This is a genomic window from Rhizobium sp. FG96, assembly GCF_057808655.1.
Genome location: NZ_JBMDIL010000022.1, coordinates 63,477 through 77,793 on the forward strand (window position 1 = coordinate 63,477; position 14,317 = coordinate 77,793).

General features: G+C 57.6%; 10 protein-coding genes and 1 pseudogene. 4 read left to right on the forward strand and 7 right to left on the reverse strand.

What is annotated here, in order from left to right; all coding sequences use genetic code 11:
- Positions 1–402: 402 nt before the first annotated feature.
- From ACODR6_RS30895 to ACODR6_RS30905, 3 genes are all read right to left on the reverse strand, one after another.
- Complete coding sequence (locus tag ACODR6_RS30895; RefSeq protein ID WP_489026307.1) at positions 403–2,064, reverse strand: alpha-amylase family protein; 1,662 nt, start codon at positions 2,062–2,064, stop codon at positions 403–405.
- 110 nt (positions 2,065–2,174) lie between these two features.
- Complete coding sequence (locus ACODR6_RS30900; protein ID WP_413708914.1) at positions 2,175–2,486, reverse strand: hypothetical protein; 312 nt, start codon at positions 2,484–2,486, stop codon at positions 2,175–2,177.
- Between the two features lie 1,041 nt (positions 2,487–3,527).
- Positions 3,528–4,145, reverse strand: coding sequence for a flavodoxin family protein (locus ACODR6_RS30905; protein ID WP_489026308.1), 618 nt, complete (start codon positions 4,143–4,145; stop codon positions 3,528–3,530).
- A 260-nt stretch (positions 4,146–4,405) separates the two neighbouring features.
- Here ACODR6_RS30905 and ACODR6_RS30910 point away from each other — a divergent pair.
- A pseudogene (locus ACODR6_RS30910) lies at positions 4,406–6,196 on the forward strand (thiamine pyrophosphate-requiring protein).
- A 204-nt stretch (positions 6,197–6,400) separates the two neighbouring features.
- Positions 6,401–7,099 carry a hypothetical protein gene (locus ACODR6_RS30915; RefSeq protein ID WP_489026309.1) on the forward strand — a complete coding sequence of 233 codons (699 nt, stop codon included), beginning with the start codon at positions 6,401–6,403 and terminating at the stop codon, positions 7,097–7,099.
- 169 nt (positions 7,100–7,268) lie between these two features.
- On the opposite strand, the gene ACODR6_RS30920 is transcribed toward ACODR6_RS30915, so the two are convergent.
- The gene (locus ACODR6_RS30920; protein WP_489026310.1) at positions 7,269–8,069 is read right to left on the reverse strand and encodes an ABC transporter substrate-binding protein; all 801 of its coding nucleotides are present in this window, start codon (positions 8,067–8,069) and stop codon (positions 7,269–7,271) included.
- Between the two features lie 152 nt (positions 8,070–8,221).
- Between ACODR6_RS30920 and ACODR6_RS30925 the strand changes: the two genes are divergently transcribed.
- Positions 8,222–10,474, forward strand: a complete 2,253-nt coding sequence (locus ACODR6_RS30925) for a putative bifunctional diguanylate cyclase/phosphodiesterase (protein ID WP_489026311.1) — start codon at positions 8,222–8,224, stop codon at positions 10,472–10,474.
- A 117-nt stretch (positions 10,475–10,591) separates the two neighbouring features.
- Here the strand turns inward: ACODR6_RS30925 and ACODR6_RS30930 are convergent, their stop codons facing one another.
- Positions 10,592–11,416 (reverse strand): phytanoyl-CoA dioxygenase family protein, encoded by an 825-nt coding sequence (locus ACODR6_RS30930; RefSeq protein ID WP_489026312.1) that lies wholly within the window; start codon positions 11,414–11,416, stop codon positions 10,592–10,594.
- Between the two features lie 121 nt (positions 11,417–11,537).
- Between ACODR6_RS30930 and ACODR6_RS30935 the strand changes: the two genes are divergently transcribed.
- Complete coding sequence (locus tag ACODR6_RS30935) at positions 11,538–12,563, forward strand: LacI family DNA-binding transcriptional regulator (protein ID WP_489026313.1); 1,026 nt, start codon at positions 11,538–11,540, stop codon at positions 12,561–12,563.
- A 745-nt stretch (positions 12,564–13,308) separates the two neighbouring features.
- Here ACODR6_RS30935 and ACODR6_RS30940 read toward each other — a convergent pair.
- A complete protein-coding gene (locus tag ACODR6_RS30940; RefSeq protein ID WP_112715993.1) occupies positions 13,309–13,668 on the reverse strand; it encodes a response regulator in 360 nt (119 codons plus the stop codon).
- 28 nt (positions 13,669–13,696) lie between these two features.
- The coding region (locus tag ACODR6_RS30945; protein WP_489026314.1) for a BA14K family protein at positions 13,697–14,317 on the reverse strand (621 nt) is incomplete at its 5' end.

The following is a 14,317-nucleotide window of genomic DNA, read 5'->3' on the forward strand; positions in this document are numbered from 1 at the left end:
GCCGGACAGATTGCCTGCAGGTGGCTTGCTAAAGTGAAGCCATGACCGGTGTTCTATCTTTCAGCGTATGAACGGGCCGGCAGTGATACCACCCAGTGGAATACCACCTTGGGATTTCGGCGCTTTCCCCGGTCCGAAGTGAGAGCAGCGCTTGGCAAAGCGGCCCGGGAAAAGCCTTCTTGGAGCCTATGAACATCATGGCGTCCAAGTGTTTGACGCGCAACGCATCTTGACTGGCAGTGCGTCTAACGCGGAAGGCAACCAGACAAATAACCCCACCTGTCGCACATAAGCGCTGTTGCTGATCGATCAAATTCTTTACCGCAGGCGCCGTTCGACGGTAGACTTGCCTGACCAACTGGGATCACACGCCGCCCCGGGCAATCGTCCTTGGAAGCTAAATTACGCTCGCCGGCGCTTGAGAAGGTAATCCAGGCCGCCGGCGCGGTACCAGCGGAAGCCATAGGGTTCGAGAACCATATGATGGCGTCGGTCGTGGTTAGCACGGCTGTCGTGCCCATCCAGTATGTCGATGAGAGGGCCGCCGTTATTGTCCTGCGGAAGGCGGAAAGCAATTTCAACCGGCCTGTCGTGGAAGCTGTGTATGACTATCACAACGTTATCTCTCCATGCGTACCGAAGAATTAGCACGCCCGGATCGCCGCAGTCGACCGCACTACAGGTGCCCCACCCGATTTCAGGCGCTTCTTTGCGCATGCGGATCATACGCTCCGTCCAGTTCAGCATAGACTCGGCGTCACGACGCTGAAAGGCAACGTTGACATGTCCATAGCCGTAAGGCCCCTCGCTGATAACAGGAAGAACGGGTTTTTCACTCTTTGTAAAACCGCCTTGTGGCTCGTTTGACCATTGCATGGGGGTGCGCGCGCAATTCCGTTCTGGAAGCGTCAGATCGTCTCCCATACCAATCTCATCACCGTAACGCAGCACGGGCGTCCCTGGCAGCGAGTACATGAGGCTGTAAGCGAGTTTCAGACGACGAATGTCTCCCCCCAGCATTGGAGCTAACCTGCGGCGGATGCCGCGATCGTAGAGTTGCATGCCCTTGTCCGGTCCGAACGCATTGAACACGGTTTGCCGCTGGCCTTGGGTCAGTCGCCCGAGATCGAGTTCGTCGTGGTTGCGTAGGAATATGCCCCACTGACCGGTCTTGGGCAGCTTCTCCGTATCCTTCAGCGCCTTTACAAGCGGACGGGTATCTGCGCTTGCCATCGCGTAGAAGAGTGCCTGGTTGACATGGAAATTGAACATCATCTGCATTCGCTCGCCGTCATCGCCGAAATATTCGATGTTTTCCTTCGGCAAAACATTGGCCTCGGCGAGAATCACGCTGTCTCCCTTTCGCCATTGAAGAAACTCGCGGAACGTTCGAAGCATGTCGAACTGCTCCTTGGGCTGGGCAATGTCGGCGCCCTTCTCGGAGATAACAAAGGGCACCGCGTCCATGCGAAAACCCGAAACACCGAGCTGGATCCAGAAGCCCATGATCTTCAAAATCTCTGCCTGGACAAGAGGGTTCGCAGTGTTGAGATCCGGCTGGAACTCGTAAAAGCGATGGAAATAATACTCGCCGGATTGCTTGTCCCGTGTCCACGTTGACGTCTGCACTCCGGGAAACACCATCCCCTCGTCCGCGGCCGCAGGTTTCGTCTTCGACCATACATACCAATCGCGGTATCGCGACTTCTTATCGGCTCTCGCCTCCTTGAACCAGGGATGCTCGTCCGAGGTGTGATTGACGACAAGATCAATGAGAACGCGAATGCCGCGCTGTTTTGCGCCATGCGTGAATTCGACGAAATCTCCGAGCGTGCCGTAGCGTGGATCGACGTTATAATAATCGGAGACATCATAGCCATCGTCGCGCCCGGGCGACGTCTGGAATGGCATCAGCCAGATCGCGGTGACGCCCAGTCCGGCGAGGTAGTCGAGCCGGCGCTGCAGGCCCTCAAAGTCGCCGACGCCGTCACCGTTTGAATCCATGAAAGTCTCGACCGACAGACAATAGACAACGGCGTTCTTGTACCATAGATCATTGATCACGCGTTTTTCTCCCGCAGGCTCTTTTCGTCGAGGCCTCCGATTTCGATCTCTCTTCTTCAACACGAGCTCGCCCGACGTCCGGTGTGGATGCCATGGCCAAGCGAGTTGCTTTAGCGAGCGGCAGCGTGGATGGCACCAGCGTCGCCGAAGATGCGGTGAAGCACTGCCGCCTGATCGCTTCTCGCATCGACCGAGACGGCGATCTCACCACGAAGGGGGGCATCCATCCTCGTCTCGTGGTTTGCTGATGCAGTGTCACCACCGCTCTGGATCTTACCGGCACTGTTGGACCGGCCGACGGCCTCGAGGAAAATGGCGGCTCGGTCCAAGCCTGCTTTTTGAACCATGTGCTCAACGGCAAGGTCGGCGGCTTCCCGCGTCTGAAAAGTTGCGACGACGGTCTTGGTGTTTTCGTCTGACATCCCGATCTCCCTTAGGCTGTCAACGTAATGGCTGTCGCGAATGTTCCAGTCACCGGGAACGTTCGCTCGCCGTCCAGATTGAATCTGGTGCCGATCCTGGCGACATGCAGGCTTCAGCTCAACTGTCCGATTTCAGACGGAGCCTTTTCGCGGCAGTCCGATTCTGTAAGCTCAACGGGCTGGTGAGTCTGGATTGCTTGTCGCAATCCTCTTCTCTGGACTGTGCCCGCTGCTTGTCCCCCAGGAAGGCAGCGGGTTTTTTCCTCGGGTCGAGCGCGTTCAGGGCGTTGCGACGGCTAGCCGTTGTGGCCGTTGCCTTTGCATGTCTACGGGATTGCGGAAAAGAGCGCCGCTTCTTCCAACGGCGCTTAGTCTGAGGTTATCAGGCGAGGCCCTGCGGTGATGATCGAAGATCGATCTATGAACCTTTATCAGCGAATGGTTCCCAGAGGCCTTAAGCTGATCACCGGCGGAGGTTTTTCGAAAAGAGAGAGGGCGGAACCGGTTTGGCGACTTGCCGGCATTTTTTTCGCGCCCACGCTGGTGCGCTAGGTCGAATTGCCCAGTCCTGCCACCGGCCGCAAGCTGACGTTGGGCTGCCTAGCGTGAGCAAAGGCAGGGACACCCCGCAACGTCCGTTGCCATAGCGAATGGAACGGTGCGGAAATCGCCCCGCCGGTCGAAGAAGAAAAAGCCTCACGCTGGAGTGTGAGGCTTTTTCAAAGTTGCGGAAAGCACAACTGGATACGTTGTTGAGGGTTAACGATCCATATCACTAACGCGGGCTGGATCAGGAAGTTCCGTTTGAGTGACCTCCAGGTTCGCACAAACCGGTTTTTTGAGCTCCTTATCTCTGGCGGAATCGCTTTGGCTCAACCCTATCACGCTTCCTGGCAAGACGATAACAAGTCCCGAGGGATGCGGCTTTTAGCAACGGCCGCACGCTCGCAGCAATCTGTCTCCGGAAGAGCCCGACGACTGCGATGTTTGTACGTCCGCTGCCGACAGGTGAGATCGCCCACATGCTGCAGCCAGCGGCGGTTATTTTTTATCGCTTGGATATTGATTTGGCTTTAGCAGGCGCGACAAATGAGCGGTATTTCGGGCCAGAGCAGAAATCATCGTGTTGACTGCGCCGGGGATCTCCTCGAGGTCGACAAAGTTAGTCGAGCCCATCGCCTCGCCAACCCAATAGGCTAACGCATTGGCCGGGATGGTAAAGCCGACATCGTTTAGAGCCTGGAAGAGTTCTGCCGAAACATGATGGGCGCCGTCTTCGTTTCCGACAACGGCGACTGCGGCGACCTTTCCGTAGGAGACCATCCGGCCGTGAGCGTCTGTTTCTTCGAGGAAGGCGTCCATCCTCTCCAGTGCACGTTTACAAATGCTGGAAGGCTGACCGAGCCATATCGGTGTACCGATGATAAGTATATCGGCCGCGAGCACCTTGGCCCTGATATCCGGCCAGGCGTCCCCATCCCCCTCGTTAGAGGTTACGCCTGGTTTGATGTCGTAATCGGCCAAGTGGATTATCTCGGTTTCGACATCGTGCGTCTCAAACTGCGAAGAGATCAGCTCAAGAAGCCTTCCGGTCGACGACTGTTCGAAAGAGGAAGACGGTTTTAGGGTGCTGTTGAAGGCAACTGCTTTAATTGGCATAGGATATCCTCGCGGTTGGGAAATTGACCGATGGCCACCTCGGCCTCGACCCTGTGCAACATAAAGGCCGGACCAACCAGTCGGTTCCCCGAAACGCTCCGATAATAGCAGTGGTCGTCCACCCTGCGTTTGCCGGACTTTGGACAGCAGTTTACCGCGGCCGAACCGTTGCAGCTGCGCCAGGTTACCTCCTCGGGCAATGGAACATCGCGCTCTTTCCCCGGTTTGGCAGAAGGAAATACGTCCTGGAGATTGGAAAAATGACAATGACTGTCGGCGACTTCATCGTGGAACGGCTGCACCAATGGGGCGTTCGTCGCGTGTTCGGGTATCCGGGGGACGGTATCAACGGCGTCTTCGGTGCTCTTGCTCGCGCGAAGGCAAAAATGGAGTTCATCCAAACCAGGCACGAGGAGATGGGCGCTTTCATGGCGTCGGCCCATGCAAAATTCACTGGCGATATCGGGGTTTGTATAGCGACATCAGGACCTGGTGCAACCCACCTCCTCACCGGCCTGTATGATGCCCGACTTGATCATCAGCCGGTTTTGGCCATTGTCGGGCAGCAATCCCGCGCTGCAATTGGTGGCCACTATCAATAAGAAGTCGACCTCGCCTCACTCTTCAAGGACGTTGCCGGCGATTTTGTTCATCAAGCCGCTACACCAGCACAAGTGCGACATCTCGTCGATAGGGCAGTCCGCATCGCCAAGGCCAACAGAACTGTCACGGCAGTTATCCTTCCCAACGACCTCCAGGACCTTCCCTATGAAGAGCCCCCTCGCAAGCACGGCACGGTCCACTCCGGCGTCGGTTTCAGGGCTGCTCGCACCATACCACATTTGGAAGACCTGCAGGAAGCCGCCGATATCCTCAACCAAGGAGAGCGTGTAGCCATTCTCGTGGGAGCGGGCGCCCTGGCGGCGACAGACGAGGTTATCGCCGTTGCCGACCGACTGAACGCCGGTGTAGCAAAGGCCCTGCTGGGTAAGGCTGCATTGCCAGAAAATTTGCCGTGGGTCACCGGATCCATTGGCCTCTTGGGGACGGAGCCCTCCTGGGATTTGATGCGTGACTGCGACACGCTTTTGATGATCGGCTCCGGCTTTCCCTACTCAGAGTTCTTGCCCGAGGAGGGCAGCGTGAAAGCGGTACAGATCGATATCACCCCCAGCATGCTGTCATTGCGCTACCCGATGGACACCAATCTGCAGGGGGACGCTGCGCAAACCCTCAAAGCACTTCTACCACATCTCAGACAGAAGGAGGGAGAGTGGCGCAAGAGTATTGAGGCGAAGGTCGCGAAATGGTGGAAGACGCTTGAGGAGCGGGCACATGCGGATGCCAACCCGGTCAACCCTCAGCGTGTCACCTGGGAACTTTCACCCCGGTTGCCTGATGGCGCCATCATCACCAGCGACTCCGGATCGTGTGCCAATTGGTATGCGCGGGATTTGAAGATTCGCCGCGGCATGATGGCCTCTTTGTCGGGAGGGCTCGCATCGATGGGAGCAGCTGTGCCCTATGCCCTCGCTGCGAAATTTGCACATCCCGACCGGCCCGTTATCGGGCTGGTGGGGGACGGCGCGATGCAGATGAACAACATGTCCGAACTCATCACCATTGCGAAATATTGGTCGAGCTGGGACGACCCTCGGTGTGTGATTTGCGTTTTCAACAACGAAGACCTCAATCAGGTGACCTGGGAGCAGAGGGTCATGGAGGGTGACCCTAAATTCGAAGCGTCCCGAAGCATTCCAAACGTCCCGTATCATCGCTTTGCGGAAATGATTGGACTAAAGGGGATCTATGTCGACCGCCCAGAAAATGTCGGGCCGGCCTGGGATGAGGCGCTGTCGTCTGACCGGCCGGTGCTGCTCGAGGTCAAGACGGACCCGGAGGTCCCACCGCTGCCCCCACATTTAACCTTCGAGCAAATGAAGAAGATCACTGAAACACTCGCAAAGGGTGATAGCCGGGAGGCTGGGATCGTCATGGGCACCATGCGACAACTGCTTTCTTCCTTCTGGCCCGGCAGTCGTGAGAGCTGAAGGAGGCAAATCGAACCGCTGCAGCCAGCGTCAGCGGTCGGCCCCACGCCAGCGAAGATGGCCCACGCCGCAACACGTTCACATTATCGCGCTGCGCCCCGTCGGGACCGATCGGCGCTGCATGGAACAATGGGACGGCATGAAAGTTGCACCGACATGCGACCGATCGCGATGGCAAATAAAGCTTACTACAGGAGAATTGAGATGACGAACCTATCGACCGAAAGAACCCCCGCACTGTCGACCGAGTCAAAAGACACGCTCGTCGGTTTCTTCGACACCCGCGAGGACGCAGAACAGGCGGTAGAGCGCCTGAAGAAGGCCGGCCTGATGATGGAGGCAATCCGCTTCGTGCCTGGCTTCGAGGCAGACAGGGTCGATGACGCAGTGACCGGCGACAACAGCTTCTGGCGAAAGCTTGACGGCTGGAAGATCTCCGAGGACGAGCGGGTCACGTATGCAGAGGGTCTGCGACGTGGCGGTTTTCTCGTGTCAGCAGAAGTCGACGACGCGCACTATGAGACGGCGCAGGACATACTGGACGTTGAGGGTGCTGTCGACCTTGAAGAGCGCGCTGGCCAATGGCGATTGGACGGCTGGGACGGCAACCTTGCTGACGCTGCCTCGGCTTTTTCTGCTAGACAACCAGCGGAGACCAACTTGGATGACCACCGATACGGCACCTTGCTGCCGACCACCAATGATCGCGAAAGCGTCTTTCCGGTATTGGAGAGCACGAGCGAGCCCGCCAATGGAGATTTTCGCCAAACGGGCGCGCGAGGTACGGCTGCGCTGCAACGCCCCTTCGAGAGCTTGAACCAGGGCGACGGGGAAGAGGTCGCCGGCAAACCGTCCGATCTTACCTCTTCAGAAGGAACTAACGGTGATGCCCGGCGTTTTTGACAGACTGCGACATCCCTCCCGCAGTCGTTATCCTGACTTCAACCCTGGCGCCTGCCAGGGTTTTTTTGTGCACAACGCGATGCCAACGTCGACCTCCCTGCTATTGAGGCCGGCACCTGGACGCTCTTTCCTTTCTCGAGGTTGCCAGCAATGCGGATCCGGCACAAGGTCATCGGATCGAGAACGGGAAATATTTTGCGTTGATCGTATCGTACACGTCATTGGCCTGGATCTTGTCCAGTGCGGTATTGAGCTTCGCAAGAAGCGTGACATCGTCGGGGCGAACGGCGATGCCCGCGCCGTCGCCGAAATATTCGGCGTTTTTGACGTCCTCACCTTTGAATTCACAGCAACTGCCGGCCTTCGTATTTGCCAACCAGTCGTACACCGCCAACTTGTCCTCGAAGATGATATCCACGTTTCCCTCGGCCAGGTTCTTGTAGAGATCAGGTGACGCATGGACCACACTTGTTTCTACGCCGGGGTAGAATTTCCGCGCGTAGGACTCCTGCGATGTGGCCGCCGTCACCCCAAGTCTCAAATCTTTCAGATCATCGGGCGAAGTGCCGGTGATATCGGCGCCTTTGCGCACGATGAATACGGACGGACTATCGTAATATTTGCTGGTGAACGCAACCTGTTGACGCCGCTCCGCGCTCATGGACATTGAGGAAATGATGGCGTCATATTTCTTTGCCAAGAGGTTCGGGATCATACCTGTCCATTCCTGCACGATGAACTGGCATTTCAGCGCGGCTGCCTCGCATAACGCCTTTGCGATATCGACATCGAAGCCCTGAAGATTGTTTTCCGAGTCCAGATAATTGAACGGAGGAAATCCCCCCTCGACGGCAACTCGCACCATTTCCTGTTCGGCAGCCGAGGAAGAATGGGCGGCACCGACACTCAGCATCAGGCTCGATGCCACAGCCAGCAGTTTGAAGCGGAAAGACGTGTTCGATCTGGTCATCGTGTAATCCATCTGGTTGAGCATCAGAACTCGGACAGTCGAACACGAAACCTTTAAGAAGCTCATCATGCTGACCGGCTAAATTTGCAGTCGCTTGAAAAGCCTTTCGTAATCTATGCCCTCCAGAATTGAAAAATCTGGGAGAGGTACCTTTGTCCGCATATGATTTTCCACAACGTCTGGCCAAAAGAGCAACACGATCGTCAAGTGCGACACTGGCCTTGCTCGCAATCAGTGGGCTGGCGATCCTGGGGCTGGTTTTTGTTGCAGCCCTCTGGGCAGGAAAAGAAAGCGATGCCGCAGCGCTCGACCGTCAGCGAAAGCTGGTCGACAGCCGCTTGCAGGATCAGGTCGACCGTGTCTCCAACGACCTTAGGCTGATGGCGGCCGGATACTCCTCACTTATTTCAGCCAGTGCCTCGATGAGCAATGAGGACGATGCAGGCACGGCACAAGCGTTTGCGACCATGTCCAAGACCGTGTTCGGCTACAACGGGACGTTTTTGATAACACCCACAGGGGACCTGGCCTTCGCTTCGGACCCGGAAACGACCCGACGTTACAAATGGATCCGCCCGCTCCTCCTGCCAATGGTCAGGACCGTCTTGCATGGAAAAGAAGCAGCCGCTGCAAACGCACCGATCCGCGTCGATCTGATGCGCCTGGAAGGCCGTCCGTCGATAGCAGGCATAGCATCCATTGACGCAGCATCCCGGACGTCCCAGCCGTTGCTTCTTGCCGCGTTCCGGTTCTTGGATGGGCCCACCCTTGATACCTTGAGCCGGGAGCAAGGCCTGGCGGGTGCTCGATATGCGCGAACCGCTGATGCAGAGGCGAACGAAGTTGCTTTCCAAATCGAGGCCACGGCGACACATGAACCGATCGGCTTCATTATCTGGACGCCTGACCTGCCTGGATCCCGGGTCGTGGCGCGGCTGACCCCGCTTCTGACGTTCGCAGGCGTGCTGATCGGCGGCCTTTTCTTTGCCCTCATGGTTCGGCTCAGGAAAAGCCTCTTGGAACTTGCTCAGAGCGAGGACCATGCACGCCACTTGTCTCTCCACGATGTGCTCACCGGCTTGCCAAACAGAGCGCTATTTTCCGAACGCTTTAAACACTGCCTCGACGGTCTCCGCCACCATGGCAACCAAGCCCTTCTCGCCCTCATCGACCTCGACAGGTTCAAGGAGGTCAACGACACCTACGGGCATCCGGCAGGCGACGAATTGCTGATCAAGGCAGTCGCGCGCATGCAGGAGCTTCTGGGGAACGCAGATACGCTTGCAAGAGTGGGCGGTGACGAATTCGCACTGCTTGTGCCCGGTGTTAGCGCCGGACGCGATAATGAACTGCTGCTTCAGATCATAAAAACGCTTAGCGCGCCCTTTGAACTTCGGGCAGGCGGCGGCGTCATCGTGCGGATCGGATGCTCGATTGGTGCCGTCGGTATCGTCGAAGGGACGGCTGAGAGAGGAGAGACCTTACGCCGAGCCGACGTCGCTCTCTATGAAGCAAAGTCGAGCGGCCGCGGAAAATATGTTACCTATGACGTGTCAATGGATAGCCGCGGCAGCGAGAGGGAAAACCTCACAAGGGAACTCCGCAAGGTTCTTACCGAAATGCCAAGTTCGGCCTGCAATGATCTGAGGCCGGAAGATGATGCTGGCAAGCTCGAGCTGTTCTTCCAGTCCGTACACCGCGCAACACGCGGCGAGCCTATATCGGGGGCGGAAGCGTTGGTCCGGTGGCGTCATCCCCGGCTTGGGCTTCTTGCTCCCGACAGGTTCATCCCGCTTGCCGAAGAAGCTGGGCTGATAGACCAGCTTGGCGAATGGGTTCTGCGCAGGGCGGCAGAAGAGGCTAGAGCATGGCCCGAGACGATGACGGTGGCGGTCAATGTTTCCCCCTCCCAACTCCGTCGTCGCGGGTTCGATTCCAAGGTCCTGTCCATCATCGAGGAAACCGGCTTCGATCCGGCGCGTCTTGAACTTGAGTTAACAGAGGCTGCGCTGTTCGAGGTTGATGCCGCCGTCCAGTCAACCTTGGGAAATCTTCGCTCTCAGGGTGTGCGAATTGCGCTCGACGATTTCGGAACCGGCTTCTCGTCCCTTAGCCACCTGCTCCAGATCAACATCGACAGGATCAAGATCGACCGCTCTTTCGTGACGCTGCTCGGAAGCAAGGCGGAGGGAGCCACCATCGTCTCGTCCGTCATTGCTTTGAGCCGGAAACTGGGGAAGGCGGCAACCGCAGAAGGCGTCGAAACTGTCGGACAACGAGACTTTCTGATTGCCGCAGGCTGCACCGATCTCCAAGGTTACCTCTATTCCCGCCCCCTTCCCTGCGCCGAGTTCGCTGCGTTGATGCTGACGCCAGTTGACGGAAGATTACGCGGACGGATCTAGGATGATCAAGACCGAGCGACCGCGATAGTCGCGACAGTGGGATCCAGCGCTACAGCCGGATCCCCGGATGCGAGGCGCGGTCAAGCGGTAAAGCACACCCGGTCTTCTTCATCACGATCAAGTTGGATCGGCCCCCATGACAAGGCCTTCGATATCGTGCTTCTGAGTGATTGGGACGAGCTCATCGACAACCCGGCAGACAAGATGATCTCGCGCAACGTCGGGCAGTGCCTCGTACCAATCGCGTGTCACCATCATGTCATGCATCTCGGCATGACCCGCCCCTGGTGCGTCGACCCCCAGCACCATGACCGGACGGGCAATGGGTGAGCCGTGTTCGGTGCCGCGATGGACCGTCAGTGCCGATCGGCAAGAAATGTCACCGCGTCGTGGATATTTCCGAACGGCTCGCTCGTTGAAGCGCCCCCACAGCGATTTATCCGGAAACATCTCATGCTTCCATTCCCTGCCGTCGTCATACTGTGTGCCTGGAGCAACTTCGAATGGCCCCATGTCCTCGGTCACGTCGACCCCTGTCAGGTTGAAAGCGAGCGACGTGATCCTCTTTTCTTCATACGTGTCCCGTGGGGATGGAAAATCACGATGCCACGGCTGGAACTTCGCTCCTTGAAACGGTACGTCGAGCCCAATTTCGACTATCTGATAATCGGGGCCTAGAACTTCGGTGCAAAGGGCTACGACCCATGGATGGGTGATAAGATCGACAAATCCGCCGAAGGCCTGCGGATGTAGCTCGACATACCACCGTCGCGGACCTCGGCCCACCGCGCCGCCTGGACGCTGGATCGCTTCCCAAAAAGCCGTCATCATGTCTTCGCGCATACGATCGGCCCATTCTGGCGCAAATGCCCCCTTCAAGCCGACGATGCCATCCGTCCGCAGCGTCTGTGCATCGTTGAGAATTTTTGCACTGTCGTTCATCGTGTTATCCTCCTTGAACTGCAGGTACGGTAGCGGTACTAATAAGTTTCAGTCAAGCTAATAAATATTAGGTGCGCTTTTGAACGGACGATCACGAGACAAGCCTTCCCGGCGAGTGACCATGGCAGATGTGGCTAAGGCGGCGGGCTGCTCGCAGGCAACGGTATCCCTGGTCCTAAACGACGTCACCGAGGTGCAGATCTCCGCCGACCTCAAGGCTCGCGTTATCCTTGCGGCTCGCGACCTCGGCTACGGGGTGTCAGGTCCTGTCAGACGATCGGGTCTCGAAAGCCTTCGCGGGAGTTCCGTCGGCTTCATCGTCGATCAGCTTGCAACGACGCCTGAAGCAATCAATGCAATCGAAGGGGCGCGGATCGTATCGTGGGATCAGGACGTGACGATACTCGTTGCCCAAAGCCTCGACCGTGAAAGGCATGAAGAACTGGCTATCGAGCGTCTGCTTGCGGCCGGTGTGGGCGGAATAGTCTTCATGTCAGTCTTCACCCGGCCGGTTGAATTGAGCCCGGCCATGCGCAGGCTCCCAGTGCCCGCGGTCCTTCTGAACTGCTACACATCGGGGGGCGAGTATCCCTCAATCATTCCCGACGAGCTCGCTGGCGGTCGGCGCGCCACTGCTACCCTACTTGACCGTGGCCACCAGCGGATCGCGACGATAACTGGGGAGATGTTTATGGAAGCGGCGGGTCTTCGTCTTGCCGGCTACCGGCTGGCGCTTTCAGAGCGACGCTTGGACGAGGTTCCTGATTATGTTGTGCGCGGAAACTGGACGCCCTCCTCAGGCTATGACGCGACGCGCCAGCTGATGTCCCTGAAGACGCCGCCAACGGCAATTTTCTGTCAGAACGATCAGATGGCACTCGGCTGCCTCAATGCGCTGCTGGACATGGGTCTGAAGGTCCCTGACGATATCTCGCTCGTCGGCTACGACGACAGCGAGATTTGTCGGCAGATAAGACCGCAGCTAACGAGCGTCGACCTTCCGCATCGGACGATGGGAGGCTGGGCTATCGCATCGCTATCATCTGCTAGGGGGGGGAAACAACAGGTTAGAAAAGCCGATTGCGCCCTGGTCAACCGGGCATCGGTGATGCGTATCGGTGGCGATGATCGCCGCACGGCTGAATGACTTCGGCTCTGCCGCCGGCGACCCCGGCACCGGCTCTCGGTTAACATTGGGGCCCGACTGCGTCGCCTCTACGCTTATCACCTCGCTGCATGTCCAGACCGGAGAATTGACTAACCTGAGACCGCTGCGTTGGGAATTGAGCCGTTCGAGGCAACGGGGGCCGATCACGTTTGGAATGACGCTTAAGCGGTTGCCTGCCTCCCTGGGAAGCCGGATCGCTCAAGGCAAGGGTTTCGAGAAGGTTTCCGCGGTAAGTTCCGCAGTAAAGCGCCAGTCGTTCGCCACAGGGACAGTTGCTTGCTGAGATCGAGGGTTTTTATGAACCGGAAGGCGTCATCGCCCTGAACCTTCCGATATATCAGTAGAGGGATTGAAGCACTGCGCCATCTGCAACGGTTGAAGGACGGGGCATCGATTTCGGTCGGGACAACCGTCTTCGACAAAATTGGCGTAACAGCTGGACGGTTGGACAAAAGTTCTCGCAGTGGCCACTCCGTGACCGCATTCGCCCGCGCCACCTGAAACATAAAGCCGCTGACTCCAAGCCGATCAATCTTCAAAGCAGCGCATCCAGCGATTGTGTGACAGGCTGGTAATGGTCGCTGACGCGTTGGCCTTCCAGTTCGAGCCGCAGCCCGGATTCCTCATGCGGCAGGACGACTTCAGTACGGCAAATGGTGTCACGTCTTTTTGATTCACCGCCAAAGTTCCGGAAAAGCCACCTCCTTTCGCCGGCCTCCGCGCGTCAGGCGTGGGCGTGAGATCGTCTCCACTTCGCCGCTGCCTGAAGCGCGGCTTTGACAACGTCCGGAGTGGCCGGCTTTTCGATCGTCAGCAGACCATCGACCTCCTCGTTCAGTTCAGGACTGCCGGTCACAAAAACCACGCCGATATTCCAGCCGGCGACAAGCGCGCGGGCGATTGCGGGACCTGTGATGCCATCGGCAAGCCGCAAGTCGACCAGCGCAATCTCCGTTTCTGGAGCTATCTCCAGAGCTTCCTGCATGTTGGTCGCGATTCCAACCACTTCAAACCCTAAGCCTAGGGCCACATCCTCGATCGTGAGAGCCACGTCGACTTCATCTTCAACGATCAAAAGCCGCATAGTGATCTCCTTGCTCTGAAACATCTCATTAGTTTGCTGCCATTTCCTGACGCGCTGATGGCACGCAGGCGCGACGCGGCCCGTCGAAGGGCTGATAAGTGTTATCCTTGGCGCGATAAGAGCGGTAGCGTGCAGCGCACCAGGCTACGTCTGCTGTGGCCCGATCCTCGTCTGCACTCTGAGCGACCGCAGATGGCGGTGCGAAGGGCGATACGCAGGTCCGTATTTCGCCGCTGAAGCTTCGATATGTATTTTCGGCCTCATCGTATGAGCGATATCGTTGCACGCACCAGTCGCGATGAGCTGCAGCTGTGGCCACCTTTTCCTGTACACTATCCGCCTCCAAGCTGCGTTCGACCGGGGTCTTCGTCGCAATCCTGGCACCAGCGTGATCGGTGACGTAGCTCGAATAGACGGGCTCGACCCGCTCATATTGTTGTTTTGCAACGTCTATCCGCACAGGCTCAGAGGTCCAGAGATCAGGCTCGGAGAGTGTCGTTAAATGCTGGCCTTCCGGATTGGACATCACAGCAGAAGCTGCTGAAATTCCCACAATACCGGCGCCGACTGCGCAAACGATGCCAAAGACCAATGAAGCGACTGCTTTCATAGTGCAGTTTTCCTGATGGGACATAAATGGCGGGGGGGG